26 protein-coding genes and 1 tRNA gene are annotated in these 25254 nt (G+C 72.0%); 13 read left to right on the forward strand and 14 right to left on the reverse strand.

The window, feature by feature from the left end; translation table 11 throughout:
• Positions 1–7 precede the first annotated feature (7 nt).
• Both FHS87_RS03820 and FHS87_RS03825 read right to left on the reverse strand, forming a co-directional pair.
• A complete protein-coding gene (locus FHS87_RS03820; RefSeq protein ID WP_184514089.1) occupies positions 8–676 on the reverse strand; it encodes a flagellar hook assembly protein FlgD in 669 nt (222 codons plus the stop codon).
• Positions 677–687: 11 nt separating this feature from the next.
• On the reverse strand, positions 688–2220 hold the full coding sequence (locus tag FHS87_RS03825; RefSeq protein WP_184514091.1) for a flagellar hook-length control protein FliK: 1533 nt from the start codon (positions 2218–2220) through the stop codon (positions 688–690).
• A 219-nt stretch (positions 2221–2439) separates the two neighbouring features.
• Between FHS87_RS03825 and flgE the strand changes: the two genes are divergently transcribed.
• The 7 genes from flgE to FHS87_RS03860 all read left to right on the forward strand — a co-directional run bounded on the left by flgE (position 2440) and on the right by FHS87_RS03860 (position 9119).
• Positions 2440–3747, forward strand: coding sequence for a flagellar hook protein FlgE (gene flgE / locus FHS87_RS03830; protein WP_184514093.1), 1308 nt, complete (start codon positions 2440–2442; stop codon positions 3745–3747).
• Positions 3748–3847: 100 nt separating this feature from the next.
• A complete protein-coding gene (locus FHS87_RS03835; RefSeq protein ID WP_184514095.1) occupies positions 3848–5371 on the forward strand; it encodes a flagellar hook-associated protein FlgK in 1524 nt (507 codons plus the stop codon).
• Positions 5372–5397: 26 nt separating this feature from the next.
• Complete coding sequence (locus FHS87_RS03840; protein WP_184514097.1) at positions 5398–6447, forward strand: flagellin; 1050 nt, start codon at positions 5398–5400, stop codon at positions 6445–6447.
• Positions 6448–6567: 120 nt separating this feature from the next.
• Positions 6568–7386 (forward strand): flagellin, encoded by an 819-nt coding sequence (locus FHS87_RS03845; protein WP_184514099.1) that lies wholly within the window; start codon positions 6568–6570, stop codon positions 7384–7386.
• Positions 7387–7529: 143 nt separating this feature from the next.
• Positions 7530–7967 carry a flagellar biosynthesis repressor FlbT gene (locus tag FHS87_RS03850; RefSeq protein ID WP_184514101.1) on the forward strand — a complete coding sequence of 146 codons (438 nt, stop codon included), beginning with the start codon at positions 7530–7532 and terminating at the stop codon, positions 7965–7967.
• Complete coding sequence (locus FHS87_RS03855; RefSeq protein ID WP_184514103.1) at positions 7964–8320, forward strand: flagellar biosynthesis regulator FlaF; 357 nt, start codon at positions 7964–7966, stop codon at positions 8318–8320. Before FHS87_RS03850 ends, FHS87_RS03855 begins: the two co-directional genes overlap by 4 nt.
• Before the next feature lies 1 nt (position 8321).
• A complete protein-coding gene (locus FHS87_RS03860) occupies positions 8322–9119 on the forward strand; it encodes a DUF1217 domain-containing protein (RefSeq protein WP_184514105.1) in 798 nt (265 codons plus the stop codon).
• A gap of 24 nt (positions 9120–9143) precedes the next feature.
• On the opposite strand, the gene FHS87_RS03865 is transcribed toward FHS87_RS03860, so the two are convergent.
• Positions 9144–10139, reverse strand: a complete 996-nt coding sequence (locus FHS87_RS03865; RefSeq protein WP_184514107.1) for a hypothetical protein — start codon at positions 10137–10139, stop codon at positions 9144–9146.
• A 54-nt stretch (positions 10140–10193) separates the two neighbouring features.
• Positions 10194–10742: an adenine phosphoribosyltransferase gene (locus FHS87_RS03870; RefSeq protein WP_184514109.1), complete on the reverse strand. Its 549-nt coding sequence runs from the start codon at positions 10740–10742 to the stop codon at positions 10194–10196.
• Between the two features lie 123 nt (positions 10743–10865).
• Between FHS87_RS03870 and FHS87_RS03875 the strand changes: the two genes are divergently transcribed.
• Positions 10866–11051, forward strand: coding sequence for a DUF2842 domain-containing protein (locus FHS87_RS03875; RefSeq protein ID WP_184514111.1), 186 nt, complete (start codon positions 10866–10868; stop codon positions 11049–11051).
• Between the two features lie 30 nt (positions 11052–11081).
• On the opposite strand, the gene FHS87_RS03880 is transcribed toward FHS87_RS03875, so the two are convergent.
• Positions 11082–11837: a TorF family putative porin gene (locus FHS87_RS03880; protein WP_184514113.1), complete on the reverse strand. Its 756-nt coding sequence runs from the start codon at positions 11835–11837 to the stop codon at positions 11082–11084.
• A gap of 184 nt (positions 11838–12021) precedes the next feature.
• Positions 12022–12098 (reverse strand) — tRNA-Pro (locus tag FHS87_RS03885).
• 174 nt (positions 12099–12272) lie between these two features.
• Between FHS87_RS03885 and FHS87_RS03890 the strand changes: the two genes are divergently transcribed.
• Positions 12273–12707 (forward strand): c-type cytochrome, encoded by a 435-nt coding sequence (locus FHS87_RS03890; protein ID WP_184514115.1) that lies wholly within the window; start codon positions 12273–12275, stop codon positions 12705–12707.
• Between the two features lie 15 nt (positions 12708–12722).
• Here the strand turns inward: FHS87_RS03890 and FHS87_RS03895 are convergent, their stop codons facing one another.
• The gene (locus FHS87_RS03895; RefSeq protein WP_184514117.1) at positions 12723–13394 is read right to left on the reverse strand and encodes a cytochrome b/b6 domain-containing protein; all 672 of its coding nucleotides are present in this window, start codon (positions 13392–13394) and stop codon (positions 12723–12725) included.
• Positions 13395–13528: 134 nt separating this feature from the next.
• On the opposite strand from FHS87_RS03895, the gene FHS87_RS03900 reads away from it, so the two are divergent.
• The 3 genes from FHS87_RS03900 to FHS87_RS03910 all read left to right on the forward strand — a co-directional run bounded on the left by FHS87_RS03900 (position 13529) and on the right by FHS87_RS03910 (position 16233).
• Complete coding sequence (locus FHS87_RS03900; protein WP_184514119.1) at positions 13529–14572, forward strand: LysM peptidoglycan-binding domain-containing protein; 1044 nt, start codon at positions 13529–13531, stop codon at positions 14570–14572.
• 88 nt (positions 14573–14660) lie between these two features.
• On the forward strand, positions 14661–15362 hold the full coding sequence (locus FHS87_RS03905) for a phosphatidylserine decarboxylase (protein WP_184514121.1): 702 nt from the start codon (positions 14661–14663) through the stop codon (positions 15360–15362).
• A 7-nt stretch (positions 15363–15369) separates the two neighbouring features.
• On the forward strand, positions 15370–16233 hold the full coding sequence (locus FHS87_RS03910) for a CDP-alcohol phosphatidyltransferase family protein (RefSeq protein ID WP_184514124.1): 864 nt from the start codon (positions 15370–15372) through the stop codon (positions 16231–16233).
• Between the two features lie 20 nt (positions 16234–16253).
• Here FHS87_RS03910 and FHS87_RS03915 read toward each other — a convergent pair whose 3' ends face one another.
• The 5 genes from FHS87_RS03915 to FHS87_RS03935 form a co-directional block, all read right to left on the reverse strand.
• Positions 16254–17930, reverse strand: coding sequence for a methyl-accepting chemotaxis protein (locus FHS87_RS03915; RefSeq protein WP_184514126.1), 1677 nt, complete (start codon positions 17928–17930; stop codon positions 16254–16256).
• A gap of 83 nt (positions 17931–18013) precedes the next feature.
• Positions 18014–19240 (reverse strand): CaiB/BaiF CoA transferase family protein, encoded by a 1227-nt coding sequence (locus FHS87_RS03920; RefSeq protein ID WP_184514128.1) that lies wholly within the window; start codon positions 19238–19240, stop codon positions 18014–18016.
• 46 nt (positions 19241–19286) lie between these two features.
• Positions 19287–20042 carry a CoA-transferase gene (locus FHS87_RS03925; protein WP_184514130.1) on the reverse strand — a complete coding sequence of 252 codons (756 nt, stop codon included), beginning with the start codon at positions 20040–20042 and terminating at the stop codon, positions 19287–19289.
• Complete coding sequence (locus tag FHS87_RS03930; protein ID WP_184514132.1) at positions 20039–20866, reverse strand: CoA transferase subunit A; 828 nt, start codon at positions 20864–20866, stop codon at positions 20039–20041. The genes FHS87_RS03925 and FHS87_RS03930 overlap by 4 nt, the downstream gene beginning before the upstream one ends.
• A 135-nt stretch (positions 20867–21001) precedes the next feature.
• Positions 21002–22261 (reverse strand): hypothetical protein, encoded by a 1260-nt coding sequence (locus tag FHS87_RS03935; protein ID WP_184514134.1) that lies wholly within the window; start codon positions 22259–22261, stop codon positions 21002–21004.
• A gap of 69 nt (positions 22262–22330) precedes the next feature.
• Between FHS87_RS03935 and FHS87_RS03940 the strand changes: the two genes are divergently transcribed.
• Positions 22331–22828, forward strand: coding sequence for a flavin reductase (locus tag FHS87_RS03940; protein WP_456306601.1), 498 nt, complete (start codon positions 22331–22333; stop codon positions 22826–22828).
• A gap of 45 nt (positions 22829–22873) precedes the next feature.
• Here the strand turns inward: FHS87_RS03940 and FHS87_RS03945 are convergent, their stop codons facing one another.
• Both FHS87_RS03945 and FHS87_RS03950 read right to left on the reverse strand, forming a co-directional pair.
• A complete protein-coding gene (locus FHS87_RS03945) occupies positions 22874–23773 on the reverse strand; it encodes a hypothetical protein (RefSeq protein WP_184514138.1) in 900 nt (299 codons plus the stop codon).
• Positions 23774–24107: 334 nt separating this feature from the next.
• Positions 24108–25229: a branched-chain amino acid ABC transporter substrate-binding protein gene (locus tag FHS87_RS03950; RefSeq protein ID WP_184514139.1), complete on the reverse strand. Its 1122-nt coding sequence runs from the start codon at positions 25227–25229 to the stop codon at positions 24108–24110.
• Positions 25230–25254: the final 25 nt, after the last annotated feature.

The following is a 25254-nucleotide window of genomic DNA, read 5'->3' on the forward strand; positions in this document are numbered from 1 at the left end:
CGCTCCCTCAGCTCCCACTGCTGAGCGAGCGCACCTTGTCGAAGCCGTAGGAGGCCGACCCCATGCGGAGCTGCAGCACCCCGTTCGAGCGCTCGGCGGCAGTGGCGGTGCCGATCACGGTGAAGGAGGTCGCCGCGGTGCCTCCGCTCGCATCCGCGCCGGTCACCGCAACCTTGTACGCGCCGTCGGCCAGCTTCTTCCCCTCGGAGTCGCGCCCGTCCCAAACCCAGTTCTGCGCCTCCGTGCCGAGGGTCACCTGCGCCTCGCGCAGCGTCTTGCCGCTGCTGTCCAGCACCGCCACACGGGCCGTGCGGGCATTGCCGGCGGCCGGGAGCCGCAACGTGGCGCTGCCGTCCTGCAGCGGCAGGGTGTCGCCCTCCACCTCCACCCGCTGTCCGAGCATCGGCGCGGCGGCGGTGAGCTGCGCCGCCTGCTGGAGCGAGACCATCTGCTCCAGGTTCTTGTTCATCGCGATCTGCTGCTCGACCGAGGAGAACTGGACGAGCTGCGCCGTCATCTGGTTCGTGTCGAGCGGGTCCGTCGGCGACTGGTTCTTCAGCTGCGTCGTCAGCAGCGTCAGGAAGTTGTCGAAGTTCCCCGCGAGCTGCGTGCGCGCGCCGGCCGAGGCCGAGGCCGCGGTGGTGGATGCGGTGCTGGTAGTGCTCGAGACAGCCATTCGGCCCTCCTTCAGATCGCGATGTCGAGCAGGCCGAGCAGGGACCGCCGGTCCCCTCCGGGCTCGCCGGGCCCGGCATGGGCATCCTGCCCGCGCCAGCCCTGGCCGGGACGCCGCCCGCCCGGATCGGCGCCGTTGCCCGGCCCTCCCTGGGCGGCTCCTCCGCCGGCATCCCCGCCGAGCAGCGAGAAGCTGAGGCTGCGCCCAGCATCGCCGCCGATCCCGGCGCCCCCCAGCGCCCGGTCCAGCGCGGCCCCGTCCCGCGCGAGCAGGGCCAGGGTTTCCGGCCGCTCCGCCGCCACGTGCACGAGCGCGGCCTCGCCGGCGCGCTCGATCGTCACCTCCACCCTCCCGAGCTCGACGGGGTCGAGGCTCAGGGCGATGCGGCCATCCGTACCTCCCCCCAGCGCGAGCGCGATGGCGACCGGTGCTACCTGCTGCGCCGGCGCGAGGCGCGGTATGAAGCGAGGGGCCTCCACCTCCGGCGGAGAGACGGATTGGGCCGGCATGGCGGTAGCGGCGGGAGGGATGACGGGCTGCGCGGCCGGGAAGGGCTCCGCCGCCGCCGGCGCAGCCTGGACAGGGGCGTTCGAGCCCGGTGTCGAGGCGGCATCTCCGGCGGGTGCGGCCGCAGAGGCCTCACCGAGCGGGGCCGTGGCCATATTAGCCGGCTTCGTCCCCGCCGCGGCTCCCTCTCCGTCCTGGAGAGGGCCTTGCTGCAACGCGCCGTGCGGCGCTTCCGTGCGTCCTGCACGAATTGTCCGGGATGCCCGGGCCGAAACCTCCTGTTCCGGCTTCGCCCCTTCCTGGGGCGGTGGGGTGCCGGGGCTGGCCGGCACCTCTTCCTGAAGTTCATCCCCAGGGCTGGCGGAGGCCGAGCCGGGTGAGGGGGAAGGCGAGGGGGCTGCCCTGCGCGGGGCGGCGGCCGATAGCGGCCTGGCCGTGGGAAGGGAGGCGGCGAGCGCCTCCTCCTGGGCCGGCTCAGGCTGTGGCGGCGGCACCATGGGCGCGGCGGCAGCCACGGGCTGGGGGACGGCCGGGAGGGCGGCGATGTCGGGCAAGGGCTGCGTGACCGGCGCGGCCTCCAGACCGGGCGTCTCCTCGCCCGCGCGCTCCTCGTCCACAGCGCCTGAGGGCGTCAGCAAGGGTGCCTCGACGGCCTGCCCGAGCGGAGTCGCTTGGGAGGCAGGCCCTGCCGGGGCGTGCTCCGCCGCGAGGGGAAGGCCGCCGCCGGCCATCGGCTGGGGGAGCGACGGAGCGGCCACCGTTCCGGTCGGCGGCTTGCCGCCAGCCACGCCGGCAGGAGGGGCTTCGGCAGCGACGGCCAGCCCCTCGGCGAGGGGGAAGGCAGGGTTCCCGGACGACCCAGCCGCCATGCCCGGAGCAAGCTGCGCCGCGGAGCCTCCATCGCCCGTCGCCGTTCCCGGCACTGCCAGGAACCCGCCCAGGGTGAGGGCGAAGGCGCCCGCTTGGCCACCGGCCGGCACGGGCGCGGCGGCACCCCGCATCGGTGCGGTCGTCGTCGGGATCTCCAGCGCGTCCATGATCGGCTCCTCTGGCCAGCACGGGGCGGCCGGCTGACCATTCCGCAAGGGCCTTGCCACGCCCTGGCATGCCGCAACCGGCAGCGCTGGCCGCCGGGGCGGCATCTCTTGCCGCCCACCGGCAGCGACAGCACCGGAAAAACCTCCCGTGCCCTGGCATGCCGGTTGCGCCAGGTGGGACAGGACGGCCCGGCCGCCCGCATCCTTACGGAGCCCCAAATGTCGCTCTACGCCTCGATGACCACGGCCATCAGCGGCCTCACCGCCCAGGCCCGAGCCCTGGGCAACGTCGCGGACAACGTGGCCAACAGCCAGACCACCGGCTTCAAGCGCACGGACACGAACTTCGTGTCCTACATCACGCGCTCCACGGCCCAGGTGAACCAGCCGGGATCGGTCACCGCGCGGCCGGACTACACCACTTCCATCCAGGGCTCGGTCCAGTCCTCCGAGAGCCCGCTCGCCATGGCGATCGCCGGGCAGGGCATGTTCGCGGTGGCGAGCGCGACGGGCTCGCTCAATGGCGACACCACCTTCGACTCCCGCACCTTCTACACCCGCGCGGGCGACTTCAGCATGAACAGCGACGGCTATCTCGTGAATGGCCAGGGCTACTACCTGCAGGGATGGACGGCCGATGCCGAGGGCAACCCGGATCGCTCCAACATCAAGCCGATCCAGGTCGACCAGTCCGTCTACAACCCCGTGCCGACCACGAATGTGACCCTCTCGGCCAATCTTCCCGCGGATTCCACCACCACGCCCGCCGAGGCCACGATCCAGATCTATGACAGCCTCGGGCGGCTGCACTCCGTGGATATGACGTGGAAGCAGACAGCCACGAACAAGTGGCAGCTCACCATGTCCATCCCGGACGACAAGACGACGCCCGCACCCACCCGCACCATCGACGTGAACTTCGGCGCGACCGGCGGATCGACGACCGCTGCCGGCACCATCGACTCCTTCGGCGCGGTGGTGGGCAGCACTCTCGCCGGAAGCGCGACGAAGGCGGGGGACCCCGCCATCGTGACCTTCTCCGCGGATTTCGGACAAGGGCCACAGCCGATCAAGCTCGACCTCGGGAATTTCGGCGAACCCTCAGGCGTCACCCAGTACGCCGGCACGAAGTACACGCTGCGCGACATCTCGCAGAACGGCGTGCCCCAGGGCAGCTTCTCGTCCGTCTCCCTCAGCGACAACGGCGACCTGACCGTGAACTACGACAATGGCCAGGCCCGCACGGTCGGCCGCGTGCCCATCGTCACCTTCTCCGACCCGGACAAGCTGCAGAAGACCGATGGGCAGGCCTATCTCCGCACGGAGGAGAGCGGCGAGGCGCGGGTGAACGACGCCGCCTCCAACGGCGGCGGCAAGATCGTCACCTCCGCGCTGGAGGGATCGAATGTCGACATCGCCTCGGAGTTCTCGAAGCTCATCCTGGCGCAGCGGGCCTATGCCGCGAACACGAAGATCGTGACGGCGGCGGACGAGCTGCTGCAGGACACCATCAACATGCGCCGCTGATCGCGGCGGCCGGCACGCGCCCCTCGCGGCGCGGAATCAACCATGACGGCACGGCCAGCAGCCCCCAGGCGGGGTCGGCCGGGCCGGGGAAGCGGAGCGGATGAGCCTCGACCTCGCCCTGTCCATCGCGCGCAGCGGCCTGTCGCATGTCAACAGGCAGCTCGCCCAGACAGCGTCCAACATCTCCAATGCCGGGACGGCTGGGTACACCCGTAAGGAGGTCCAGGGGCAGTCGGTCGTGGCCGGCGCCGTCCTCTCCGGCGTGCGGAGCGCCGAATCGGCGCGGGCCGTGGACACGGCGCTCGTCACCGAGATGAATCTCGCCCGTGCGCGCAGCGCTGCCTCCACGGCGCGGGCTGGCATCCTGGAGGGCGTCGAGACGGCGCATGGTGCGACGGGCGACTCCATCGGCGACCTGACGGCGGCGCTCGGCGATGCCTTCGTGTCCCTCCGCGACGATCCCTCCGACCCGCTGCTCCAGGCCAGGATCGTGGACGCGGCGGATGACCTTGCCGAGCGCTACAACACCGTGTCCACGGCGATCGGGACCGCACGCCAGGCCGCGCAGGACGGGATGGTCAAGGATGTGGAGACGCTGAACGACGCGCTCCGCCGGATCTCCGATCTCACCGACCAGATCCTGCCGCTGCGCGCCCGGGGTGCGAGCACGGCGGACCTTGAGGACCAGCGCGACCAGGCGGTCGTCACCATCGCCTCCATCATGCAGGTCCGCGCCCTGCCGCAGCCCGATGGCGGGATCACCCTCATCACGTCGGGCGGCCTCAACCTGCCCCTGCGCTCAGCCGAGGGGCCCTTCTCCACCGATCCGATGCTGGTCGGTCCCCAGGCCTATTACGGCACCGGGGGTACGCTGCCAGGGATCAGGCTCGGCAACACGGATGTGACGGCCCGGCTCGGGGAAGGCACGCTCGCGGCCTATGTCTCCCTGCGCGACCGCGAGCTGCCGCTGGCCCAGGCCGAGCTGGACATCTCGGCTGCCAGCCTCGCCTCGCGCTTCGACCGGCAGGGGCTGAGGCTCTTTACCGGGGCGGCAGAGGAGGTGCCTGATCCTTCCAGCGACTATAAGACTGGCAACTGGATCGGCTTCGCCGGCTCGCTCAGGGTCAACACTGACGTCGAGAAAAGCCCAAGGCTTGTCCGGGACGGGACCCATTCCGTCGCGTCCGGTGCGGGGGGAGCCACGGCCTTCACCCCCAACGGCGCGACCGGACCCGCCGACTTCACCACGCTGCTGGATCGCGTGCTGAACCAGACCTTCGGGACCGAGGTCACCGCGGGGACCTCTCATCCCAGCTTCGCCACGCTCTCCCTCGGCCCCGCCGGGAACCTCTCCTCCTCACTGCGTTCCGCGCGCAGCCTCGGCGACTACGCCTCGCAGCTCGTGGCGACCCAGACGGCCGTGCGGGCCGAGGCAGAGGAAGCGGGCAAGATGTCGGGCGACCTTCTCGCCGCGCTGGAAAGCCGGTTCTCCGCCCAATCGGGGGTGGATATGGACAAGGAGCTGGCCGCGATGATCTCCTTGCAGACGACCTACTCGGCCAATGCCCGCCTCCTCTCGGCGGTGCAGGGCATGTACGACACCCTCTTCCAGGCGGTGCGGTGATGGCCATCTCAGGCATTGGATCCGGTATGCTGGCCCAGCTGATCGGCCAGTCCTCCAATATCAAGTCCCAGGTCGAGAAGCTCACCGCGCAGTCCGCGGATGGGAAGCGCGGCACCTGGTACGGCGACATCGCCGGGGACGCGCGGCGGGCCATCAACCTTCGCGGCGAGATCTCCCGCCGGGAGGTGCACGCGACGACGATCGACCGTGCCCTCGGCCGGACCGGCGCCGCGCAAGGGGCCCTGAAGGGCCTCTCCTCGATCGCGGAGGATTTCCTGACCCAGGCGGGCAAGGTCAGCAGCGCCGACAGCACCCGGATCAGCGCGCTCGCCAGCAGCGCGAGGCAGGCGATCGGGCAGGTCGCGGCCCTGCTGAACGAGAAGCACGGGGGCGAGTATCTTTTCAACGGCGCCGACTCCGCGAACCCGCCGATTCCCAACCCGGGCGCCATCATGGCCACGCCCATGGCGACGAAGATCGTGGCCGCCGCGGGTTCCCTGGCATCCGGGAACAGCGCTGCCGTCCTCGCGGCCACCCTCTCTGCCGCAAAGGACGGTGCCCCTGGGGCAACGCCCTTTTCCAACTACCTTCTAGACCCGGGCCGGGGCCTCAACGAGGCACGCCGGAGCACCCTGACCGGGGACGGGGAGAGCGTCGAGACCGGCCTTTTCGCGAATCGCAACGCTGAGGCGACAACGGCGGGCAGCGAGGCGGGGGGGTGGTCCCGCGACCTGTTGCGCGGCCTGATGACCCTGGCCGGGCTCACCGCCGACAAGGCCGCCACGGGAGCGGATTTCGACGCCGTGATGACGAGCGTGAAGACCGGATTGAAGTCCGCCATGACGGCGCTCGGCGAGGAGGCCGGTGCGCTCGGCCTCTCCGAGTCGCGCCTGGAGGCGGCCAAGACGCGGCACGGTGAGCTGCAGCTCTCGCTCAACGCGCAGCTCGCTGATGTGGAGGAGGTGGACCTGGCCGCCACGCTCACCGCCCTCCAAGACACCCAGACCCGCCTCCAGGCCTCCTGGCAGGCGCTATCCAGGCTCTCGGGCCTGTCCCTGACAAACTTCCTGCGCTGAAGCGCCGGATTCAACCGGCGTTAACCGCAGGGGTGTCAGGATCACTTCATACCGCAAGATGCGGATCGCAACAGGCGGCAAGCCAAGGAGAGGCTGCCGCGGACAGGAAAGGGGCAAGACATGGCCCTGAACTCGGTCAACACCAACACCGGCGCCTCCATCGCGCTGCAGACGCTCAACCGCACGAACGATGCGCTCGCTGTGACCCAGAAGCGCATCTCCACCGGATACCGCGTCGCCGACGCGAAGGACGACGGCGCGGCCTTCGCGGTCGCGCAGTCGGTTCGGGCGGACATCTCCGGCCTCACCTCCGCCAATGAGCAGATCGGCGGCGTGCAGGGCGTGCTCAGTACGGCGCTCTCCGGCTTGACCAAGGTTTCGGAGACGATGAGCAACGTCCGCGCCGTGCTCGTCAAGCTGGCCGATGGTACGCTTTCGAGTGACCAGCGTACCCAGTACGAGGCGCAGTACAAATCTCTCCAGAGCCAGGTTAAAAATTATATCGAGGATGCGACTTATAACGGCCGCAGTCTTCTCAGCACCACCGATGGCAACATTGCCACGGTGCGCAATGAGAAAGGTACCGCCTACACGCTGACGGCGGTGGATGGGGCAACGCTGGAACTTGGCACCCTCACGGCCGGTACCGCGTGGGCGACAACCGCCCTTAGTGCCAGTGGTGATTTCACGACGAAGATGAATCTCATCAACACGGCGATGAACACCTTCGGTAATAATAATACTTATCTTCAGAGCCAGATTTCCTACAACAAGGAGAAGATGGCTTCGCTGGAGACTGGCCTCGGCGCGCTGGTCGATGCGGATCTCGCGAAGGAGAGCGCGAAGCTGCAGGCGCTGCAGATCAAGCAGCAGCTCGGCACGCAGTCCCTCAGCATCGCGAACCAGGCTCCTCAGAGCCTGCTCAGCCTCTTCCGCTGAACGGTGGGGTGCCGTGAAAGATCCACGGCACCCCGTCCCGTCCCCCCTCCATCGCGCCGGGCGGCGAGACGCCCTCGGCGGCGGTGCGGCAGCCGCGCAAGGCCGGTGCGCCGCATCGCAAGCCACGAAGGAACGCGAAGACCGTGTCCACGCTGGTTCTAGAGTTGCGCCAAGGCGACCTCATGGTCGTCAATGGTGCCCCTATCCGGTTCAGGAACCGAACACGCATCGAACTGACAGCGAAGGCGCGCTTCCTCTTCGGCAAGCAGATCCTGCCGCCCGAGGCGGCCGATACGCCCGCCCGTCGCATCTACTTCGCCCTGCAGACCGCCTATATCGGCAGCGAGGAGGAGCGCGAGCGCGGGCTGGAGGCTGCGCGCGGCCTCATCGCCGAGTTCCAGGCGGCAACCACTTCCAACCTCGCTTCCGCCATGCTCGACCGGGCGCTCACCGCGGCGGAGGAGGATGATTGCTACACGGCGCTGAAGCTCGCCCGCCGCGTGATGCGTCATGAAGAGGCTGTACTCGGCATTGCACCCCCTCAGGCCGTGAGACCCACGCCGGAGGAGACGACTGCATGATGATGCATCAGAACCCAGCGCTGGCCTACCGCGTGGCGAGGGCAGGTATGCCGCCGCGAGTGCAGGAGGCCGATGTGTTCCGCCGTGTCACCGGCGCGCTGCGCGCGGCGCAGGGTACAGGACCGGAGGTCGGGCTGCGGGCTATTCGTGCACTGGCCGACAATCGTCGCCTCTGGCTGGCGGTGGAGGGTGTGCTGCTCGACCCGAACAACGCGCTCCCGCCGGCGCTGCGTGCCTCGATCGTCTCGGTCGGTCGTACCGTCCTGCGCGAGATGGAGCGTGATAAGCCGGATCTCGGCTTCCTTATCGAAGTGAACGAGAGCATCGCGGCCGGGCTCACGACGGGCGGCTGAGATGTCTGGCTCGCTCGCCCTCGCGATCCTCGGTGGCACGGCGGGAGGGGCCAGTGCCGCCGACGCCGGCTCGGCCGTGCTGGCGCTGCGCCGTGCCGCCGCGAGCGGGGCCGAGGCGAAGGGCGTTGCCCAGATCGCGAAGGAGGGCGCGGTCAAGCTCGCGCTCACCCGTTTCACCGAGGGCGTCTCCCGCGCCAAGTCGGTGGAAGCGGCGCTGCGCGATCCGCGTGTGGCCGAGGTGCTGCTTCCCGCCCTCGGCCTGCCTGACGCGGTGAGCACGCCGGGGCTGGCCGTGCGCGCTCTCATGTCGGATCCGAAGGATACGAACTCCGTCGCCGCGAAGCTTGCCGCGACGGACTCCCGGTGGAAGAGCGCGGCCAACACCCTCAACCTTGCGACACGCGGGCTGGATGGACTGCGCGACGCCACGATCCAGAAGACGATCACGGAGGGCTTCAAGGCCTATCAGTGGCGCCTGTCGCAGGACGAGCAGGCAGGTGGCATCTCCGACGCGCTCTATTTCAAGCAGCGCATGGCGAGCGGCACGAAGCTGACAGCCTATGAGGTGCTGGGCGATGCCGTGCTGCGCCGGGTGGTCACCGGCGCCCTTGGCTTGCCGCAGACCATCGCGATCCAGGGCGTGGAAACCCAGGCTCGGGCAATCACGTCCCGCATCGACCTGTCCACCCTTAATGACCCGAAGCAGGCGGCAAAGCTGACCGAGCGCTATGTTATGGCCGCTGCCGGCGGCGGGACGACGGGCGGCAGCGGGTCCAGCCTTCTCGCGCTCTTCGCCTGACGCTGCCGCGCAACGTGGTTCATGTCAGGCGGCACGCCAGCCCAGGCGCCGCTCCAGCCAGCTCCGGTAGGTGAGCGTCGCATCCGGGGGCGGCACTGCAAGGGCGAAGGCTGCCGCGGCGGCCGTGCCCGTCAGCGCATGGCCTTCGCCCGGCTGGGAGCGTTCCTCCTCCTGCCAGCGCAGCGCTGCCCGGCGCCAGGCGGCCAGGGTGTCTGCCGGAGTGAGGGGAGGCATGACGAGTGCCGCCCGCATCTGCATCCCTGCCGCGGCAGCGAGCACGCCGCGAAGCGACGAGGGTTCGCCCGTGAGGACGGGGAGCTCCCCGGCTTCTCCCTCGCCGACCTGGCCGAGGGCGCACCAGGGCGTGGCGCCGAGCATGCTCGCCCGTGCGACCGGATCGGCGCCGCTGACGATGAGCGCGTCGGCCTCCCCCGCCGCGAAGGCCGCCTCCGCCATGCCCGGGACAGGGCGAGCGGGGATGCCGAGAAGGTCAAGGGCGGCGAGCGCCGCGGCCTCCGGCGAATCCGGGGACGGGATGGCGACGCGCAGCGGGGCCGGGCCGCGCGCGTTCAGGGGGCCGCGCCCCGCCAGCACGGCGCCGTGCCAGGAGACGAGCAGCGGGATCCAGGCGCCCGGCTCGAAGCGCGCGCGGGTGGCGCCGGTCAGCCGCACATGGCAGGCCCAGCCGGGGAGGGCGAGGAAGCGCACGCTCTCGGCGCCCTCCAGCGTCGCGAAGCGGTTCGCGGCGGTCACGCCGTCGGGGCCTCCGAGATGGGAGAGCCGCAAGGCTCCCGGTCGGTGCAGCCCGCGGGAGAGGGCCGCCGCGGCCCGGGAGGCCCAGCGTGCCGGCGCGGCGTCTTCCGGCCCGGGTACCAGCACGACGCCGGTATCCTGGGCCTGCGCCCGCGCCCGACCTGGCCGGAGGGCGGGCAGGACGAGCGACAGCGCCGCCATGCCCGCCGCTCGCCGTCCGAGGACGGGGGAGGGAAGGCGCGGGCGCGGCGAGGATTCGTCCGTCATGGCGCCGGACGCTGCGGGGCGGGTGGGGCGGGATTGTGGCAATCCCGCACCGTCTCAGCCCTCATAGGCCAGCAGCGCCTCGAAGTTCGTGTCGCCGAGCCTGGCCCGGCCCTTGAGCGAGGTGAGCTCGATCAGGGCGGCGGCGGCCGGCACCTCCGCCCCGGCCTGCCGGAGGAGCGCGATGCACGCGGCCAGGGTGCCGCCGGTGGCCAGGAGGTCGTCCAGCACCACCACGCGGTCGCCCGGGCGGACGGCATCGGCCTGCATCTCGATCCGGTCGGTCCCGTATTCCAGCGCGTAGTTCAGCCCGATGATCGCGCCCGGGAGCTTGCCCCGCTTGCGCAGCATGACGAAGCCGAGGCCGAGCTCGAGCGCGAGGGGCGCCGCCACCAGGAAGCCGCGGCTCTCGATGCCGGCCAGCAGGGTGGGGCGGTGCGGGCGCACGATGTCGGCCAGGCGGCGCATCGCCTCCTTCCAGGCCGGGCCATGCCGCAGGAGGGTGGAGATGTCGTAGAAAAGGATGCCCGGCTTCGGGAAGTCGGGAATGCCGCGGATATGGTCCTTGAGGTCGAGCCGTGGGGCATCGGCGGGGCTGGTGGTCACTGCGCGGGCTCCGTCTCTGGAAGGGCGGCCGCCTCATAGGCCGCCGCGGGCCCGCGGGGCAAACCGCGGGCAGGGGCATCAGGGGGCTTGGCGCGCGGCCGGGAATGCGGCACCAGCGCGGCTATGTCGCGCGTCCCCATCGCCGCCACGGTCGGCATCCTGGGCTTCCTGCTCTATGTGGGGCTGGCCGTGGCCCTGGCCGATGCCGTGCCGCGCCACTGGGCGTGGCAGGCGCTCTACTTCCTCGCGGCCGGGCTGGCCTGGGTATGGCCCGCCCTGCGCCTGATCCTCTGGGCGGCGCGAAAGTAAGGCCCGCGCCGCCCGGGTTCCGAACCGGCCTCAGAAGGTGCGGCTGAGGAAGACCATCGCGCGCGCCTCGCAGATCTTCTGCGCGCCGAAGCACTCGCCGCGGCTCAGATTCGTGTCGTAGTAGCCGGCCGTCAGCACGAAGTCCGAGAACTTGTAGGCCAGGGTGACGTTCCAGTTGGCGAAATCGGGCGATCCCCAGCGGGCGTTGTTCTGGATCCACTGATAGCCGGCGCGCCCGGCGAGGGTGAAGTCGTAGGGGAGGGAGACCTCCACGCCGCCCTCGACATAGAAGCCGGTGCCGGACTCGGCCTGGTAGTTCGGCGAGTAGTTCACCGCGCCGAGCACCTTCACCGGAACGGGCAGGGACGGGACCTCGTAGCTCGCCTTGGCCGCCAGCTCGAAATACTGCAGGTCGTAGAAGCCCGGCCCGTTCTGATAGCCCGGATAGGTGTAGGCGATGCCGCCGAGGTCGAGGCTCACGCCGTAGAGGCTCGTGCGCCAGCCTGCCAGCGCGTCGATCTCCTGGCGGGCGTTCGTGTTGAGAAAGGTGACATTGGAAGCGAAGGCGCCGACATAGAGGCCGCTCGTGTGCTGGATGTCGATCGTGCCCTGCACGGCCGGGCGGTTCTGGGTCTGGCTGACGCCGCGGAACAGGTAGTCGCTGGAGACGGTCGGCGTGATGCCGATGGTCAGCCCCGCGCTCTCCAGCTCGAAAGCCCCGGCCGTCCCGGCCGCGAGCGAGAGGCCCAGCGCGAAAGCCGCGGCCGGGACAGTCTTGGTCCTCATGAAATCTCCCCCTCACGCGCTTGCGTGGTGCAGGGATCCCTAGCGAGGGCTGTGCCACTCTCCATGGGGCCGGGCGGGCCGCGTAACGATCCGGCGTGCCTGTTGCGCCGCAGCCACGGTGGAGGAGGGCGATATGGAAAAGCCCCGCACGGGGGTTCCGTGCGGGGCTTTCCAGAGCCGTCGATGGTCGGAGCGAGAGGATTCGAACCTCCGGCCCCTGCGTCCCGAACACAGTGCTCTACCAGGCTGAGCTACGCTCCGTCACGACGGCGTCCGGGCGGCGGCGTATACCGCCCCGCCGAGGGCGGGGCAAGGGTGCCCAGTGGCCGACGCGGCCTGAAAACGGGCCGGAAGGGAAAAATGCTGGCTCCCGCCCCATCGTTCCGGCGGCGAAGCGCCGCTAGGCTCTTCTCGCGAATCCAACCGGGACAACCGATGAGACAGATCCTCCTCTCCGCCGCCGCCCTCGCGGCCATGCTCGCCGCAGGCGCGGCACTCGCCCAGACCGACCCCGTCACGGCCCGGAAGGAAGGGCTGAAGCGGATGCAGGCGAATCTCGAAGCCATCGGGAACGTCGCCAAGGACGGCGGCGACACGCGCGAGGTGGCCCCCCGTGCCGAGGAGATGGTCACCTTCTTCCGCGGCTTCCCCGCGCTCTTCCCCCAGGGCTCCGACGGCAATGGCTCCCGCGCCCTGCCGGCCGTCTGGTCGGACCGGGACGGGTTCGAGCGCGCCTCGGCCAATGCGGTGACTGCCGCGGAGGCGCTGCGGACCGCGGCGGCGAGCGGCGATGCCGCGGCAACGGGCGCCGCCGTGCGGAACATGGGCGGCACCTGCGGCGCCTGCCACCGCAACTACCGCGGGCGCTGATCCCCTCCGGCGGCCTCAGCCCTGCCGGGCGATGGCCGCCACCACCCCCGCGGCGAGGGTGAGGAGGATGAGGGCGAGCCAGGGGCTGCCGATCCGCGGCCCCCGGCCGGCCCAGCCGGCGGGCAGCCGCTTGAAGCCCGTGACCATGGGCCGCACGAGATCCTGCCGCTTCAGCACGGCATAGGCCAGCACGGCCAGGACATGCAGCGCCACCGCGGCCAGGACCAGGTTGAAGGCGCCGAGATGGACGCTGCGCGCGGCATCCGACACCTCCGGCGGAACGGCGCGTGCGAGCGGGCCGCGGGTGAGGATGCCGTCATCGGTGAAGAGGCCTGATCCGGCCTGGACCAGCAGCAGCCCGATGAGCGCCAGCACCATCCAGCCGCCCGCCGCATTGTGCCCGATCTCGGTGTCCGGCTCTCGCCGGCCGATGTGGCGGAGATGCCTCAGCCCCGCCATGGGCGAGCGCAGGAAGCGGGAGAAGCGGGCCGTGTCGGACCCGACGATTCCCCAGGCTAGCCGGAAGAGCAGCAGGGCGAGGATCACCTCCCCGGAGATGAAGTGCCAGTCCATCCGGCCCGTCTCCGCGCTCCACCAGGAGAAGCCGACCAGCGCGGCCACGCCCCAGTGAACGAGGCGGATCCAGCCGTCCCACACCTTCACCCGCACCCCATCCGACTCGGCCATTCCTGGTCCTCCTCTCCTGCCGGGGCAGGATAGGGGGCGGCGGTGGCGCGCGCCCAGGGCGAGGTCCTCGGTAACGGAGCACCAGGCGAGTGTGCCCTTGTGGCATGGGGGGCGGGCGCACTAGTTACGACTCCATGACAGATGCCTCGCGGCTATGGATCGTCGGTGGCGCTGCGGTCCTGGCGGCCGCTCTCTGGGGCGGTGCCTTCTACGGACTGCAAGACCGCGCCGCGGCCCCGCCCGCGCCGGCCCCGACCCGGGCGGAGGGAGGCGCGCGCCCCACATCCCTGCCCCCCGCCGGGGAGGCCAGGCCCGCCCGGCTGCCCGAGCCGCCCCGCTTCGACGTGGTGCGCATGGGCGCCCGGGGCACGGTCGTGGTCGCCGGCCGCGCCGCGCCGGGCGCCGATGTCGTGCTGCGGGAAGGCGGGCGCGAGATCGGGCGGGCCCGCGCCGATTCGCGCGGCGAATGGGTCATCCTTCCCGCCGAGCCCCTGGGCAGTGGGGCGCGCGAGCTCTCCCTGGCCGCGCGGCTGCCCGGCGGCGAGGAGATGATGGGCGCCGACACCGTGCTCGTGGTCGGCCCGGCGCCAGCCGGGCCGGAGGTGGCGGGAGCAACCCCGGATGGGGTCGCGCGGGAAGAGGGAAGGGCGGAGGGGCCGCTCGTTCTCCTTCTCCCGCCCACGGCCGCGGGCGCCCCGCGGCTGCTCGGCCGGTCCGATGGGCCCGCGCTGCCGCTTGGGCTGGACGTGGTGGATTACGACGAGGCCGGCGCGATGCGCTTCGCCGGGAACGCCCCGCCCGGTGTCCGCCTTCGCATCTACGCCGACAACCGCCACTTGGGCGACGCGCAGGCCGATCCGGCCGGGCGCTGGTCGCTCATCCCCTCCGCCGGCCTGGCGCGAGGGCGCCACATGCTGCGGGTGGACCAGCTCGACCCTGTGGGGCCCCGGGCGGTTCGCGTGGCCAGCCGCATCGAGGTGCCCTTCCAGCGCGAGATCCTCCCGCCCGGCACGGTCCGGGACGGGCGGTTGGTGGTCCAGCCCGGCGCGAATCTCTGGCGCATCGCGCGCGAGGCCTACGGCCAGGGCACGCGCTACACCGTCATCTACCGCGCCAACCGGGAGCAGATCCGCAACCCCGCCCGCATCTATCCCGGGCAGGTCCTGGCGGTGCCCTAGGCGCATCCGGGCGCCGAAAGGGAGGCGCAGGGTTGTCCGGGGGGCTCCGAGCAACCATAACCGGACCTTCCCACTTTCCTGGATCGCCATGTCTCTCGCGCACAACCTGCGCCTCGTCCTCGCCCCCCCGCACCCCGCCGGGCGACCCTTCCTCATCGGAGGGGCGGCGGTGGCCGTCCTCGGCGGCGCGGTGCTGGGAGGCTGGCTGTTCTGGCTGGGCGCGGCCTTCACCGGCTTCTGCCTCTACTTCTTCCGCGACCCCGAGCGCGTCACCCCGGGCAAGCCCGGCCTCTTCGTCGCGCCCGCGGACGGGCACATCGTCTCCATCGAGCCGGCCGTGCCGCCGGAGGAGCTGGGGCTCGGCCCCGCCCCGCGCTGGCGGGTGGCCACCTTCCTCTCGGTAATGGACGTGCACGTGAATCGCGTTCCCATGGAGGGAACGGTGACGCGGGTGGCCTACCGGCACGGCGCCTTCGTCAACGCCTCCCTCGACAAGGCGAGCACGGACAACGAGCGCAACGCCCTCGCTGTCCGCATCCCGGACGGGCGCGACTACGCCGTGGTGCAGATCGCGGGACTGATCGCGCGGCGCATCCTCTGCGATGTGCGGGAGGGCAGCCAGATCCGCAGCGGCGAGCGGTTCGGCATCATCCGTTTCGGCAGCCGCACCGACCTTTACCTGCCCGAGGGCGTTCGCCCCATCGTCGAGGTCGGCCAGACCATGATCGGGGGCGAGACGGTCATGGCCGATCTCTCCCACCCCACGGCCACGCAGCCAGCAGGAGCCTGATAGAGGAATGGGACAGGCGCCGCGCCGCTTCCGCTTCACCCCGCGCAAGCTCGGTCCGAGGGAGCGGCCGCGGCTCGGGGGCCTGTCCTTCAACCGGCTGCTGCCGAACCTGCTGACGATGCTCGGCCTCTGCGCCGGCATGACGGCGATCCGCTTCGCCATCGAGGCCCGCTGGGAACCGGCGGTGACGCTGATCGTGGTCGCCGCCTTCATCGACGGCATCGACGGGCGGCTGGCGCGCCTTCTCCAGGCCACCTCCCGCTTCGGGGCCGAGTTCGACAGCCTGTCGGACTTCCTCTGCTTCGGCGTGGCGCCCGCCTTCATCCTGTTCCTCTGGACGCTGCACGACGCGCGCGGGCTCGGCTTCATTCCCTGCCTGCTCTTCGCGGCCTGCATGGCCCTGCGCCTCGCGCGCTTCAACGCGGCCATCGACGCCCCGGCCGCGCCCGGCACCGTGCCCCGCCCGGCGGGCTTCTTCACGGGCGTTCCCGCCCCGGCCGGCGCCGGCCTAGCCCTCTTTCCGATCTTCGCCGCCCTCACCTTCGAGGGCTGGGGGCTCGACCGGCTGGCGGCGGCGATGCGCCACCCGGTCTTCTCCACCGTCCTGCTGGTGGCGATCGCGGGGCTGCTGGTCAGCACCCTGCCGACCTGGTCCTTCAAGAAGGTGAAGATCCCCCGCCAGGCCGTGCTTCTGCTCATGCTCGGCGCCGCCGCCTATGCGGCGCTGCTGGTGGCCGAGCCCTGGGCCGCGCTGGCGGCCGCGGGCTTTGTCTATATGGGGATGATCCCTTTCTCCCTGCGCTCCTACCGCCAGAAGCTGGAGGCAGCGCGCCTTGCCATGCCCTCCGAGGCGGAGAGCCCTGCCGCCTAGAGGGGCGGCAGGGCTCCGGGTCAGGCCCGCCTGATCTCGCCGAGGAAGCGGTCCATGCGGCTGCGCAGCAGCTCGGCCTGCTCGGAGAGCTCGCCCGAGGCGGCGCGGAGCTGGTCGGCGGCGGCGCCGGTGCGCTCGGCCCCCTCCGTCACCCCTGCCGTGTGACGCGACACGTCCTGGGTGCCGGCGGCGGCCTCGGCCACGGCACGGCCGATCTCGCGGGTCGCGGCCGACTGCTCCTCGGCGGCGGAGGCGACCTGGGTCGTGATGCCGCCAATCCGCTCGATCGTCTCCACGATGCCGCCGATCGCCCCCACCGCGCGCTCCGTCTCGGCCTGCATGGCCGCGATCTGGCTGCTGATCTCCTCCGTGGCCTTGGCGGTCTGGGCGGCCAGGTTCTTCACCTCGCTCGCCACCACGGCGAAGCCGCGCCCCGCCTCGCCGGCCCGCGCCGCCTCGATCGTGGCGTTGAGGGCCAGCAGGTTCGTCTGCCCGGCGATGTCGGAGATCAGCCGCACCACGTCGCCGATGCTGCGAGCCGCTTCCGAGAGTCCGTGGACGGCCGCATCCGTCGCCCGCGCCTCGTCCGCCGCGCGGCGCGCCACCTCGGCGCTGCTGGTCACCTGGCGGGAGACCTCGGCGATCGATGCGGCAAGCTCCTCCGCGGAGGCGGCGACCGTCTGCACGTTCGCGCTCGCCTGCTCGGAGGCGGCCGCCACCGAGGTCGCGCGCGAGATGCCCTCCTGCGCCGTGCCGGCCATCTCGCCCGCCGTCGCGTCCAGCTCGGTCGCGGCGGCGGCCACGCCGCGCAGCACGTCGGCCGTCCCGGCCTCGAAGTCCCGCACGAGCGCGTCCATGCGGGCCGAGCGCTCGGCCTTGACCCGCTCATCCTCGGCCCGGGCGGCCGCGAGCGCATCGGCCTCGCGCAGCCCGTCGCGGCAGGTCATGACGGCGCGCGCCATCTCGCCGATCTCGTCCGTGCGCGACACCTCGCCCAGCTCGAAGCCGTAATCCCGGCGCGAGAGGCGCAGCATCGAGCCGGAGAGGTTCCCGATCCCGCCCGCCACGTTGCGGGTCAGCCAGACCACGCTCGCGCCCGACAGGATCGCGGCGAGGAGAAGCGTGCCAAGGCATGTCCAGAGCGCTCGGCGATAGGCGGCTTCCGCCTCCTCGCCGGCCGTGGCGGCGCCCGCCTTGTTGAAGGCGCTCGCCTGGTCGGCCGCTTCGAGGAAGGCGCGGAACTGCAGCGCGGACGGTCCGTTGAAGGCGGCCATCGCCGCCGGATCGTCATGCCGGGCCAGCAGGGGGCGCACGAACTCCGAGTAGGTGCGGTAGGTTGCCTGGATCTTCTCGAAGATCTTCCGCTCCTCCGGGGAGGAGACGAGGGCCTCGTAGGCCTTCAGCGCGGCCTGGACCGCCACCCCGGCCTGCGTCGTGTCGTTGAGCGCGCCGGCACGCTGCGCGGGGTCATCCGTCGCCATCACGCGCGCGGCGCGGATGCGCTCCCGGCTGATGATCGTCTTCAGTTCGCCGATGGCGGCGACGCCCGGGAGCCAGTTGTCCCGGATGTCGCGGGTGGCGGCGTTCATCACGCCGAACTGGTGGATCGACAGCCCGCCCAGGCCGAGGATGAGGGCGAACATCAGGCCGAAGGTAACGAGCAGCTTGCCCCGGATGGGAAGCGAGTTCAGTGACATGGAAGGGGCGACCTCTCCTGCAAGGGCCGCCATTCTCCCCCCCTATCCCTGAAGATTCCGTTCCATCTGGCGCAAGCCCCTGCTCAGCCCCTGGGCTTGGCCACCAGCACGCCCTCCTCCCGGAGCGCCTCGATCTCCTCGGCCGAGTAGCCCGCGGCGGCCAGCACCTCCTCCCCGTGCTCGTTGAAGCGGGGAGGCGCCGTGCGCGCCCCGCCCGGCGTGCGGGAGAGCTTGATTGGGGTGTTCAGCGCCCGGAACTCGCCGATCTCGGCCACCATCTCGCGGGCCGCCGTGTGCGGGGCCGCCACGGCCTCGTCCACGTAGAGCACGGGCCCGGCGGGCAGCCCGGCCTTGAGCATGCGCTCGCAAAGGGCGTGGCCGTCCTCCGTGATCAGACGCGCCTCCAGGATCGTGTCCAGCGCCCCGCGGTTCACCACGCGGTCCCCGTTGGTGGCGAATCGCGGGTCCTCGGCGATGTCCTCCAGCCCGAGGAAGGCGCAGAACTTGCGCCAGGCGGGCTCGTTCCCGCAGGCGACGAAGATCTCGCAGGTCCGGGTTCGGAACTTGGCGTAGGGGCTGATGTTGGGGTGCGGGTTGCCCGTCGCGGCGGGGCGCCTGCCGTTCAGGAAGTGGTTCGCGGCCTGCGGGTGCAGCAGCGCCATGCCGCAGTCGTGCAGCGTCATGTCCACGTACTGCCCGCGCCCGGAGCGCTCGCGCTCCTGCAGCGCCATGAGGATGCCGATGGTGGAGTAGAGGCCGGTGGCGAGGTCCACCACCGGCGTGCCCATCCGCAGCGGGCCGCTTCCGGGCTCCCCGTTGATCGACATCAGCCCGACCATGGCCTGCACCACCGCGTCGTAGCCCGGCAGCCCGCCGAGCGGCCCCTCCGCGCCGAAGCCGGAGACGCGGCAGTGGACGAGGCGCGGGAAGCGCTGGGAGAGGGTCTCGTAGCCGATGCCCCACCGCTCCATGCTGCCGGGCTTGTAGTTCTCCACCAGCACGTCCGCGCCTTCCAGCAGGCGCAGCAGCACCTCGCGCCCCTCGGGGCGGGAGAGGTCCAGCGCCACGCCGCGCTTGTTGCGGTTCACGCCGAGGAAGTAGCTCGCCGCGCCGTCCATGAAGGGCGGGCCCCAGGCGCGCGTCTCGTCGCCCTGCGGCGGCTCGATCTTGATTACCTCCGCCCCGTGGTCGGAGAGGATCATGGTGCAGTAGGGGCCGCCGAGCACGCGGGTGAGGTCGATGACCTTGATCCCGGCCAGGGCGCCGGGGCTCGCGGCGCGCGTCTCGGGCTGGGGGAGCGCGTCTGTCATGGGTGTTGTCCTCCTCGGCTCGTTCTGCGCCCCTGGCGGGCCGGGCTCAAGCGGTGGCGGGCGCCCCCCAGAGCCGGGCGCAGAAATCGGGGTATGTCTCGGCCATCTCGTCCCGCACGGGGCCGCGCAGCAGGGCCAGCTCCTCCGGCGTGGGATCGGGGGTGACGGGCACGTCCTCCGGCGCGTCGTAGTCGAAGCCTGTCTCCGCGCGGATGGAGGCGGCGGTCTCGCCGGGATGGGCGCTCTCTAGGGCGAAGCGGGCGCGGGCGGGGTCGAAGCGGAAGACGCAGCGGCCGGTCACCAGGGCCTGGGCCGTGCCGCGCCGGAACACCTGGGGCGGCGAGGTGCCGGGCGCGGAGAGGTGATCCACCCGCGGCACCAGCACGCGGGGGGAGTGCTCCTCCCGGAACAGGATCGTGCGCGGGGTCATCAGGTACATGAAGGCGGAGCCGAAGCTGCCGGGGAAGCGCACGCCCATGCCCGGCCACTCGCCCGTGCCGATGAGGTTGATGTTCGCCTCCCCGTCGATCTGCCCGCCGCCGAGGAAGAAGAGGTCGATCCGCCCCTGTCCCGTCAGGTCGAACAGCTCCCGCGACCCCTCGGTGAAGGGGTTGCCGCTCCGCTTGTGCAGGAGGGAAAGGCGCACGGGGTGGCCGAGCTTCGCCACGAGCCAGCAGGCCGCGGCCGGGATCGGCGAGGCCGCGCCCACCGCGATGTGGCGCGCGGGCGGGGCGAGGGGATCGAGGATCAGCCGGGCCAGCGCCGCGGCCAGGCGCTCCTCCGGCCGCGCGGGGCCGGTCACTCCGCGGCCCTCAGCGCGCTCTCGCCGAGGACGTGCTCGGCCAGCCAGGCGCGGAAGCCCTCCTCCGTGCGCGCCGCGCGGGCATAGGCTGCGACATGGGCGGCATCGAAGCCGTACTCGTCCAGCAGCGCCACGGGATGCGCGCCGCGCTCCGCAACCGCGACGGCCTCGACATAGGTGGCGGAGATGGTGCCGGGCGCGAGGCGCTCGTCCTCCAGGAGGTTGCCGGGCACGACCCGCTCCACCGTCACCAGCAGGCGGCGGGAGGCATGGGCGAGGGTGGCGCATTCCCGCCGCCGCCCCACCCAGACATTGCCCGCCGAATCCGCCATGACGGCATGGATGGCCGCGACGTCGGGCCGCAGGGCCGGCAGCAGCACGATCGGGTCCGGCCGGTCGGAGAGGGGGTTCCGCACCACGCGCCAGTCCGGGCGGTGCGCGAGGATGTCGCTGCCGATCAACCCGCGCAGGGGCATGAAGGGCACGCCCTTCTCGGCGGCCTGCAGCATGGTGTGGATGGCGGGGCAGGTCGCGTCCCGCACCGTGATCGTGCCGGCCCGGACCGCCGCGGAGAAGCGCGGCGCGAAGCCTGCCTCGCCGAGGGAGACCGCGCTCGTCTCCACCTCCGCCACGCAGCCCGCGCCGATCAGCAGGTCCGTCGCGAAGCCCGAGACGGGAACGCCGAGCAGCCGCAGCCCCTTCGCGCCCCGCCGCACGAGCGCCTTGGCCAGGGCCACCGAGGGAAGGGAGTTGTCGGGCGGCAGGGCGAGCAGCGCCCCGTCCGGCACGGCGGCGGCCAGGGCCTCCAGGCTCATCGGCGTCATCGCGGTTCCTCCGGGAAGGAAGGCTAGACCGGCAGGGGGCGTGGGGCCAGGAGGGAAGGTCCGGGAGCGGCCCGGCTCGCCGTCCCGTTTCTGCGCGCGAGGGTGCGCCGTTCCCCGTCAGCCGATCGCCGGACCTCAGGGGCCAAAGGGGCTGGCATTGAGCGCCGCCAGCGCCGCCCAGGCATTGGCGGCCAGATGCCCGCGGGAGGGATAGAGGAAATCGGCCACCCCGGGCCGCAGCCCCGTGCCGAGGCCGGTGGTGAGCCAGGGGATGCTGGCCGCCGCGATCCAGCCGTCCCGCCGCCGGTGCCGGGCGAGGGTGGCGGCGAAGCGGGCGGCGAGCGGCGCCCGCCCGAGCCGGCGGAGCAGCAGGGCGGCCTGGGCCGTGCCTTCCAGCCAGATGCCGTCGCGGTCGTCGTTGAAGTCCAGCCCCTCCATCTCCTCCGGCGGGGCGCCGGAGGGCAGGCCGTGGCGCGCGAGCACCCAGTCCAGCGCGGCCTCGAAGCCCCCGCCGTGCCAGGCGAGGGCGGGCCAGAGATTGGCGTCCAGCGCGCTCCCGGGGTTCACCGCCCCCTCAGGGGTGAGGCCCATGGCGAAGCGGCCCTCCGCCGGCCGCCACATGGCGCGGACGAGGCCCGCCGCATGGGCCGCCGCATCGGCCCGGCCGAGGCGCGCGAAGGCGATGGCGAGGTCCAGGTTCTGCTCCGTGCTCACCCAGGGCAGGGGATCGGGCGAGGGCTCGTGCCCGATCGTGCCGCCGCGATAACCGGCGGGAGCGCGCAGCCCTTCCAGCCAGTCCGCCGCCCGCTCCGCGGCTCGGCGAAGGGGCGGATCGCCCAGCGCGGTCCAGAGGAGGATGGCGAAGGCCATCGGCCCGGCCGCGCTCCCGGCCTGGTAGCCGTCCTCCAGCCAGGCGCCCCGGGAGGCATCCCACCAGCCCGGGGGACGGGCGCTGCGCGGCGCCTCGGGGAACACCCGCCCGGCGGGATAGGCGTTGCGCAGCCGCCCGTCCGCCCAGTGCCGGTCCTGCTCCGCGCAGAGGCGCAGCGCCTCGGCGATCCGGGAGGCACCGCCGCGTTCCCCGCCGGCGAGCAGGGCGAGGCCGGCCAGGGCGTTGTCGTAGGTGAAGGCCACTTCCGCATGGACGCGGTCGAAATCCTCCCCGCCCTCGGTGGTGAAGGATTTCAGCAGGACCGGGCCGTCCGCCGCGGCCACCGAGGCGAGGATCGGGGCCAGCGCTCCCTGGGCCAGCGCCGCCCAGGCGTCGGGCGGCGCGGCCTGTCCGGGGCGGGCCAGGAGGAGGAGGGGGGCGGCGAGGGCTGCGCGCCGGGGGGCCTGGGGTGGGGGAGGGCGGCGCGCGTTCATCCCGGCCATGTAGGGCAGGGCGCCGCGCATGGCAGCCCGGCCCTATGAAAGAGGCCCGATCGGCGCGATATCGACGGGCATCGCTTTCCCAGGAGTTGCGTGATGGAGCCCAGCCGGCAGGAGTTCCGCGACGCCATGGCCCGGCTCGGCGCCGCCGTGACCATCGTCACCACGGATGGCCCCGCCGGGCGCGTCGGCATCACCGCGAGCGCGGTGTGCAGCGTGACTGATTCCCCGCCGACGCTCCTCGTCTGCATGAACAGGACCAGCAGCCTCAACCCCGCTGTGCAGGCCAACGGCGTGCTCTGCGTGAACGTGCTGCCCGGGGACGCGGAGCTCCTGTCCAACACCTTCGCCGGCTTCACCGGGGCGGATCAGGCGGCGCGCTTCGCCGAGGGGAGCTGGACGGTTCTCCAGACCGGCGCGCCGGCGCTGGAGGAAGCGGTGGCGGCGCTCGACTGCGTGGTGGAGGAAGTGGTGGAGAAGGGCACGCACAGCGTCGTCTTCGCCCGGGTCCAGGCCATCCGCCTCGGCGCGAAGCGCCCGGCCCTCATCTGGTTCTCTCGCAACTACCACCCCGTGGGCATACCGGAGTAGCCGCGAAGAGAGGCGCGCCGCCGGGGCCGCGCGCCTCCCCGGTTCTCAGACCGCCGCGCGGCGGCTGTTCAGGTGGATGAGGTCCCGCGTGCCGGTGCGCGCGCCGATGATGGCGGCGAGGGCCCCGAGGACGAGGGCGCCGAAGATCGCGAAAGCCGCGATGGACGCGCCCCGGGCCGCGGCATCGGCCGCCTGCCGGGCACGGTTCGCGGCCTCCTGCGCCGTGCGTTGCGCCTCGGCCTCATAGGCCTGGACGCGGCCGGCGGCGTCCTGCTCGCTGATCCCGGCCTCGGCGGCGACGAGGCGGTTCAGCCGCGTGCGGTCGTCACCCGAGAGGTTGCCGTTCACGGCGCGCTTGCCGATGAGCTGGGCGATCTCCGCGCCGCGCTGCTCGGTCGTCATGCGCGCGGGATCGGAGGGGCCGGACAGGGCGACGCGAGCGCGCTCCACCAGGGCCTCCGGATCGACCGCCGGCGCGGCGGCCTGCACGGCCTGGCTCGCACCGCGGCTCACCCCGCCCACCACGCTGGAGAGCGCGCTGCCCGCGGTGCTGGCGGCACCCGAGATGGCGCTGCCCAGAAGCACGGCCGAAACGAGATAGGCTGTCGCCCAGACGGCCGCGCCGTGCAGCGTCGCATCCGAGCGGTCGGCGGTGCCGGACAGGCGGGCCGCCGCGTAGCCGCCCAGCGCCAGGCCGAGGAGATTGGAGACGAGCAGCCATACCGCGCCCGCGATGCCGAGATTGCCGGCCGAGGGCGTGTCGCCGGCCTGGACATCCACCGTGGTGACGCCGATGGCGAGGCCGAGGATGTTCAGCGCCGCCCCGACGGCGATGGCGATCAGCGCGCCCGCGAGGATGGCGCCCCAGGAGATGCGGTGCCGGAGCACCGGCGCCCCCTCGGGCATGGAGGGGGTGGATGATTGCGATTGCGTGTAGCCGGACATGGTCCTGCGTTCCTTCCTGGCCGTACTGGCCCGGGCCGGGAACGGGGGCATCCGGCGCGGGTTGCCCCCGAACCCGCGGGGGGGGAGGCCGGTGTGGCAGGGGAGACACGCAATAGGTTAAGCCCGGAACGCAGAAGGCCCCGGCGGTTTCCCGCCGGGGCCTTCCCATCGCGTGGCCGGTTCGCGGCCCGCGTCACCTGGTGACCCGTGCGGGTTCAGCCCTGCACGGTGATCCGAGTGGCGGCCACGAGGACCTGGTTGATGCGATGAGACACCGGATCACCTCCTTTCATGTTGTTGACGTGAACGAAGATGGTCCGCTGCATCAGTGCTTTCAAGACATCTCGGCGTAGGTGCCGTTCTTCCAGACATAGAAGACGTAGTCAGGCACCGTCACGTCGCCCTTGCGGTCGAAGGAGATGGGGCCGAGCACGGTCTGCCAGGGGCCGGAGGACTTCATCGTCTCGGCCACCCGGCGCGGATCGACGGAGTTCGCCTTCTTCGCCGCCTCGGCCCAGATCTGGGTCGCGGCATAGGTGTAGAGGACGAAGCCCTCGGGATCGACGTTGCGGGCGCGGAAGCGCTGCACCACCTCGGCCGCGGTCGGGCGCTTGCGGGGGTCGGAGGAGAAGGTCATCAGCGTGCCCTCGCCGGCCGCGCCGCTGATCTGCCAGAACTCGTTCGTCATCAGCGCGTCACCGCCGATGAGCGTGACGTTCATCCCCTGCTCCTTGGCCTGGCGCACGATCAGCCCGGCCTCGGTGTGGTAGCCGCCGACATAGATGACGTCGATGTTCGCCGACTTCAGGCGGGAGACGATGGCGTTGTAGTCGCGCTCGCCCGGGGTGTAGGCGGCGTAGATCTGCTCCGTCGTGCCGGCGGCGTTCATCGCCTTCTTCGTCTCGTCCGCCAGCCCCTTGCCATAGGCGGAGTTGTCGTGGAGCACGGCGACGCGCCTGCCCTTGTAGGTGTCGGCGATGTACTTGCCGGCCACCGCGCCCTGCTGGTCGTCCCGCCCGCAGGTGCGGAAGGTGTTCCAGGCGCCCTCGTCGGTGTAGCGCGGGTTGGTCGAGGCCGGGCTGATCTGCAGCACGCCCTCCTCCGCATAGACCTTGCTGGCGGGGATGGAGGAGCCGGAGCAGTAGTGGCCGATCACCGCCCGGACCTGCCGGCCCGAGAGCTGGTTGGCGACGGACACCGCCTGGCGCGGGTCGCAGGCGTCGTCGCCCGTCTCCAGCACCACCTGCTGGCCGAGGATGCCGCCGGCGGCGTTGATGTCCGTCACCGCCTGCTGCGCGCCCTCGCGCATCTGGGCGCCGAAGGTGGCGTTGGAGCCGGTCAGCGGCCCGGCCATGCCGATGCGGACCGTGCGGGCCTGGGCCCCCGCGCCGCCCGCGGCCAGGATCGCGGGAGCGGCGGCCGTGGCGCCCAGAAGGGTGCGGCGCTGGATCGTCATCTTGGTGAAGCCTCCATAAGGAATG

This window comes from Muricoccus pecuniae (genome assembly GCF_014199205.1).
In the GTDB taxonomy this organism is placed as follows: Bacteria; Pseudomonadota; Alphaproteobacteria; order Acetobacterales; family Acetobacteraceae; genus Roseomonas; species Roseomonas pecuniae.

What these genes read in the sequence shown, in the direction of transcription:
- FHS87_RS03865 (WP_184514107.1), bottom strand. Translation starts at nt 10,139, where the DNA reads ATGACGGACGAATCCTCGCCGCGCCCGCGCCTTCCCTCCCCCGTCCTC.
- FHS87_RS03855 (WP_184514103.1), top strand. Translation starts at nt 7,964, where the DNA reads ATGATGATGCATCAGAACCCAGCGCTGGCCTACCGCGTGGCGAGGGCA.
- FHS87_RS03880 (WP_184514113.1), bottom strand. Translation starts at nt 11,837, where the DNA reads ATGAGGACCAAGACTGTCCCGGCCGCGGCTTTCGCGCTGGGCCTCTCG.
- FHS87_RS03820 (WP_184514089.1), bottom strand. Translation starts at nt 676, where the DNA reads ATGGCTGTCTCGAGCACTACCAGCACCGCATCCACCACCGCGGCCTCG.
- FHS87_RS03825 (WP_184514091.1), bottom strand. Translation starts at nt 2,220, where the DNA reads ATGGACGCGCTGGAGATCCCGACGACGACCGCACCGATGCGGGGTGCC.
- FHS87_RS03945 (WP_184514138.1), bottom strand. Translation starts at nt 23,773, where the DNA reads ATGTCCGGCTACACGCAATCGCAATCATCCACCCCCTCCATGCCCGAG.
- FHS87_RS03930 (WP_184514132.1), bottom strand. Translation starts at nt 20,866, where the DNA reads ATGACGCCGATGAGCCTGGAGGCCCTGGCCGCCGCCGTGCCGGACGGG.
- FHS87_RS03920 (WP_184514128.1), bottom strand. Translation starts at nt 19,240, where the DNA reads ATGACAGACGCGCTCCCCCAGCCCGAGACGCGCGCCGCGAGCCCCGGC.
- FHS87_RS03890 (WP_184514115.1), top strand. Translation starts at nt 12,273, where the DNA reads ATGAGACAGATCCTCCTCTCCGCCGCCGCCCTCGCGGCCATGCTCGCC.
- FHS87_RS03840 (WP_184514097.1), top strand. Translation starts at nt 5,398, where the DNA reads ATGCTGGCCCAGCTGATCGGCCAGTCCTCCAATATCAAGTCCCAGGTC.
- FHS87_RS03835 (WP_184514095.1), top strand. Translation starts at nt 3,848, where the DNA reads ATGAGCCTCGACCTCGCCCTGTCCATCGCGCGCAGCGGCCTGTCGCAT.
- FHS87_RS03910 (WP_184514124.1), top strand. Translation starts at nt 15,370, where the DNA reads ATGGGACAGGCGCCGCGCCGCTTCCGCTTCACCCCGCGCAAGCTCGGT.
- FHS87_RS03905 (WP_184514121.1), top strand. Translation starts at nt 14,661, where the DNA reads ATGTCTCTCGCGCACAACCTGCGCCTCGTCCTCGCCCCCCCGCACCCC.
- FHS87_RS03915 (WP_184514126.1), bottom strand. Translation starts at nt 17,930, where the DNA reads ATGTCACTGAACTCGCTTCCCATCCGGGGCAAGCTGCTCGTTACCTTC.
- FHS87_RS03950 (WP_184514139.1), bottom strand. Translation starts at nt 25,229, where the DNA reads ATGACGATCCAGCGCCGCACCCTTCTGGGCGCCACGGCCGCCGCTCCC.
- FHS87_RS03860 (WP_184514105.1), top strand. Translation starts at nt 8,322, where the DNA reads ATGTCTGGCTCGCTCGCCCTCGCGATCCTCGGTGGCACGGCGGGAGGG.
- FHS87_RS03875 (WP_184514111.1), top strand. Translation starts at nt 10,866, where the DNA reads ATGTCGCGCGTCCCCATCGCCGCCACGGTCGGCATCCTGGGCTTCCTG.
- flgE (WP_184514093.1), top strand. Translation starts at nt 2,440, where the DNA reads ATGTCGCTCTACGCCTCGATGACCACGGCCATCAGCGGCCTCACCGCC.
- FHS87_RS03935 (WP_184514134.1), bottom strand. Translation starts at nt 22,261, where the DNA reads ATGCGCGGCGCCCTGCCCTACATGGCCGGGATGAACGCGCGCCGCCCT.
- FHS87_RS03845 (WP_184514099.1), top strand. Translation starts at nt 6,568, where the DNA reads ATGGCCCTGAACTCGGTCAACACCAACACCGGCGCCTCCATCGCGCTG.
- FHS87_RS03900 (WP_184514119.1), top strand. Translation starts at nt 13,529, where the DNA reads ATGACAGATGCCTCGCGGCTATGGATCGTCGGTGGCGCTGCGGTCCTG.
- FHS87_RS03895 (WP_184514117.1), bottom strand. Translation starts at nt 13,394, where the DNA reads ATGGCCGAGTCGGATGGGGTGCGGGTGAAGGTGTGGGACGGCTGGATC.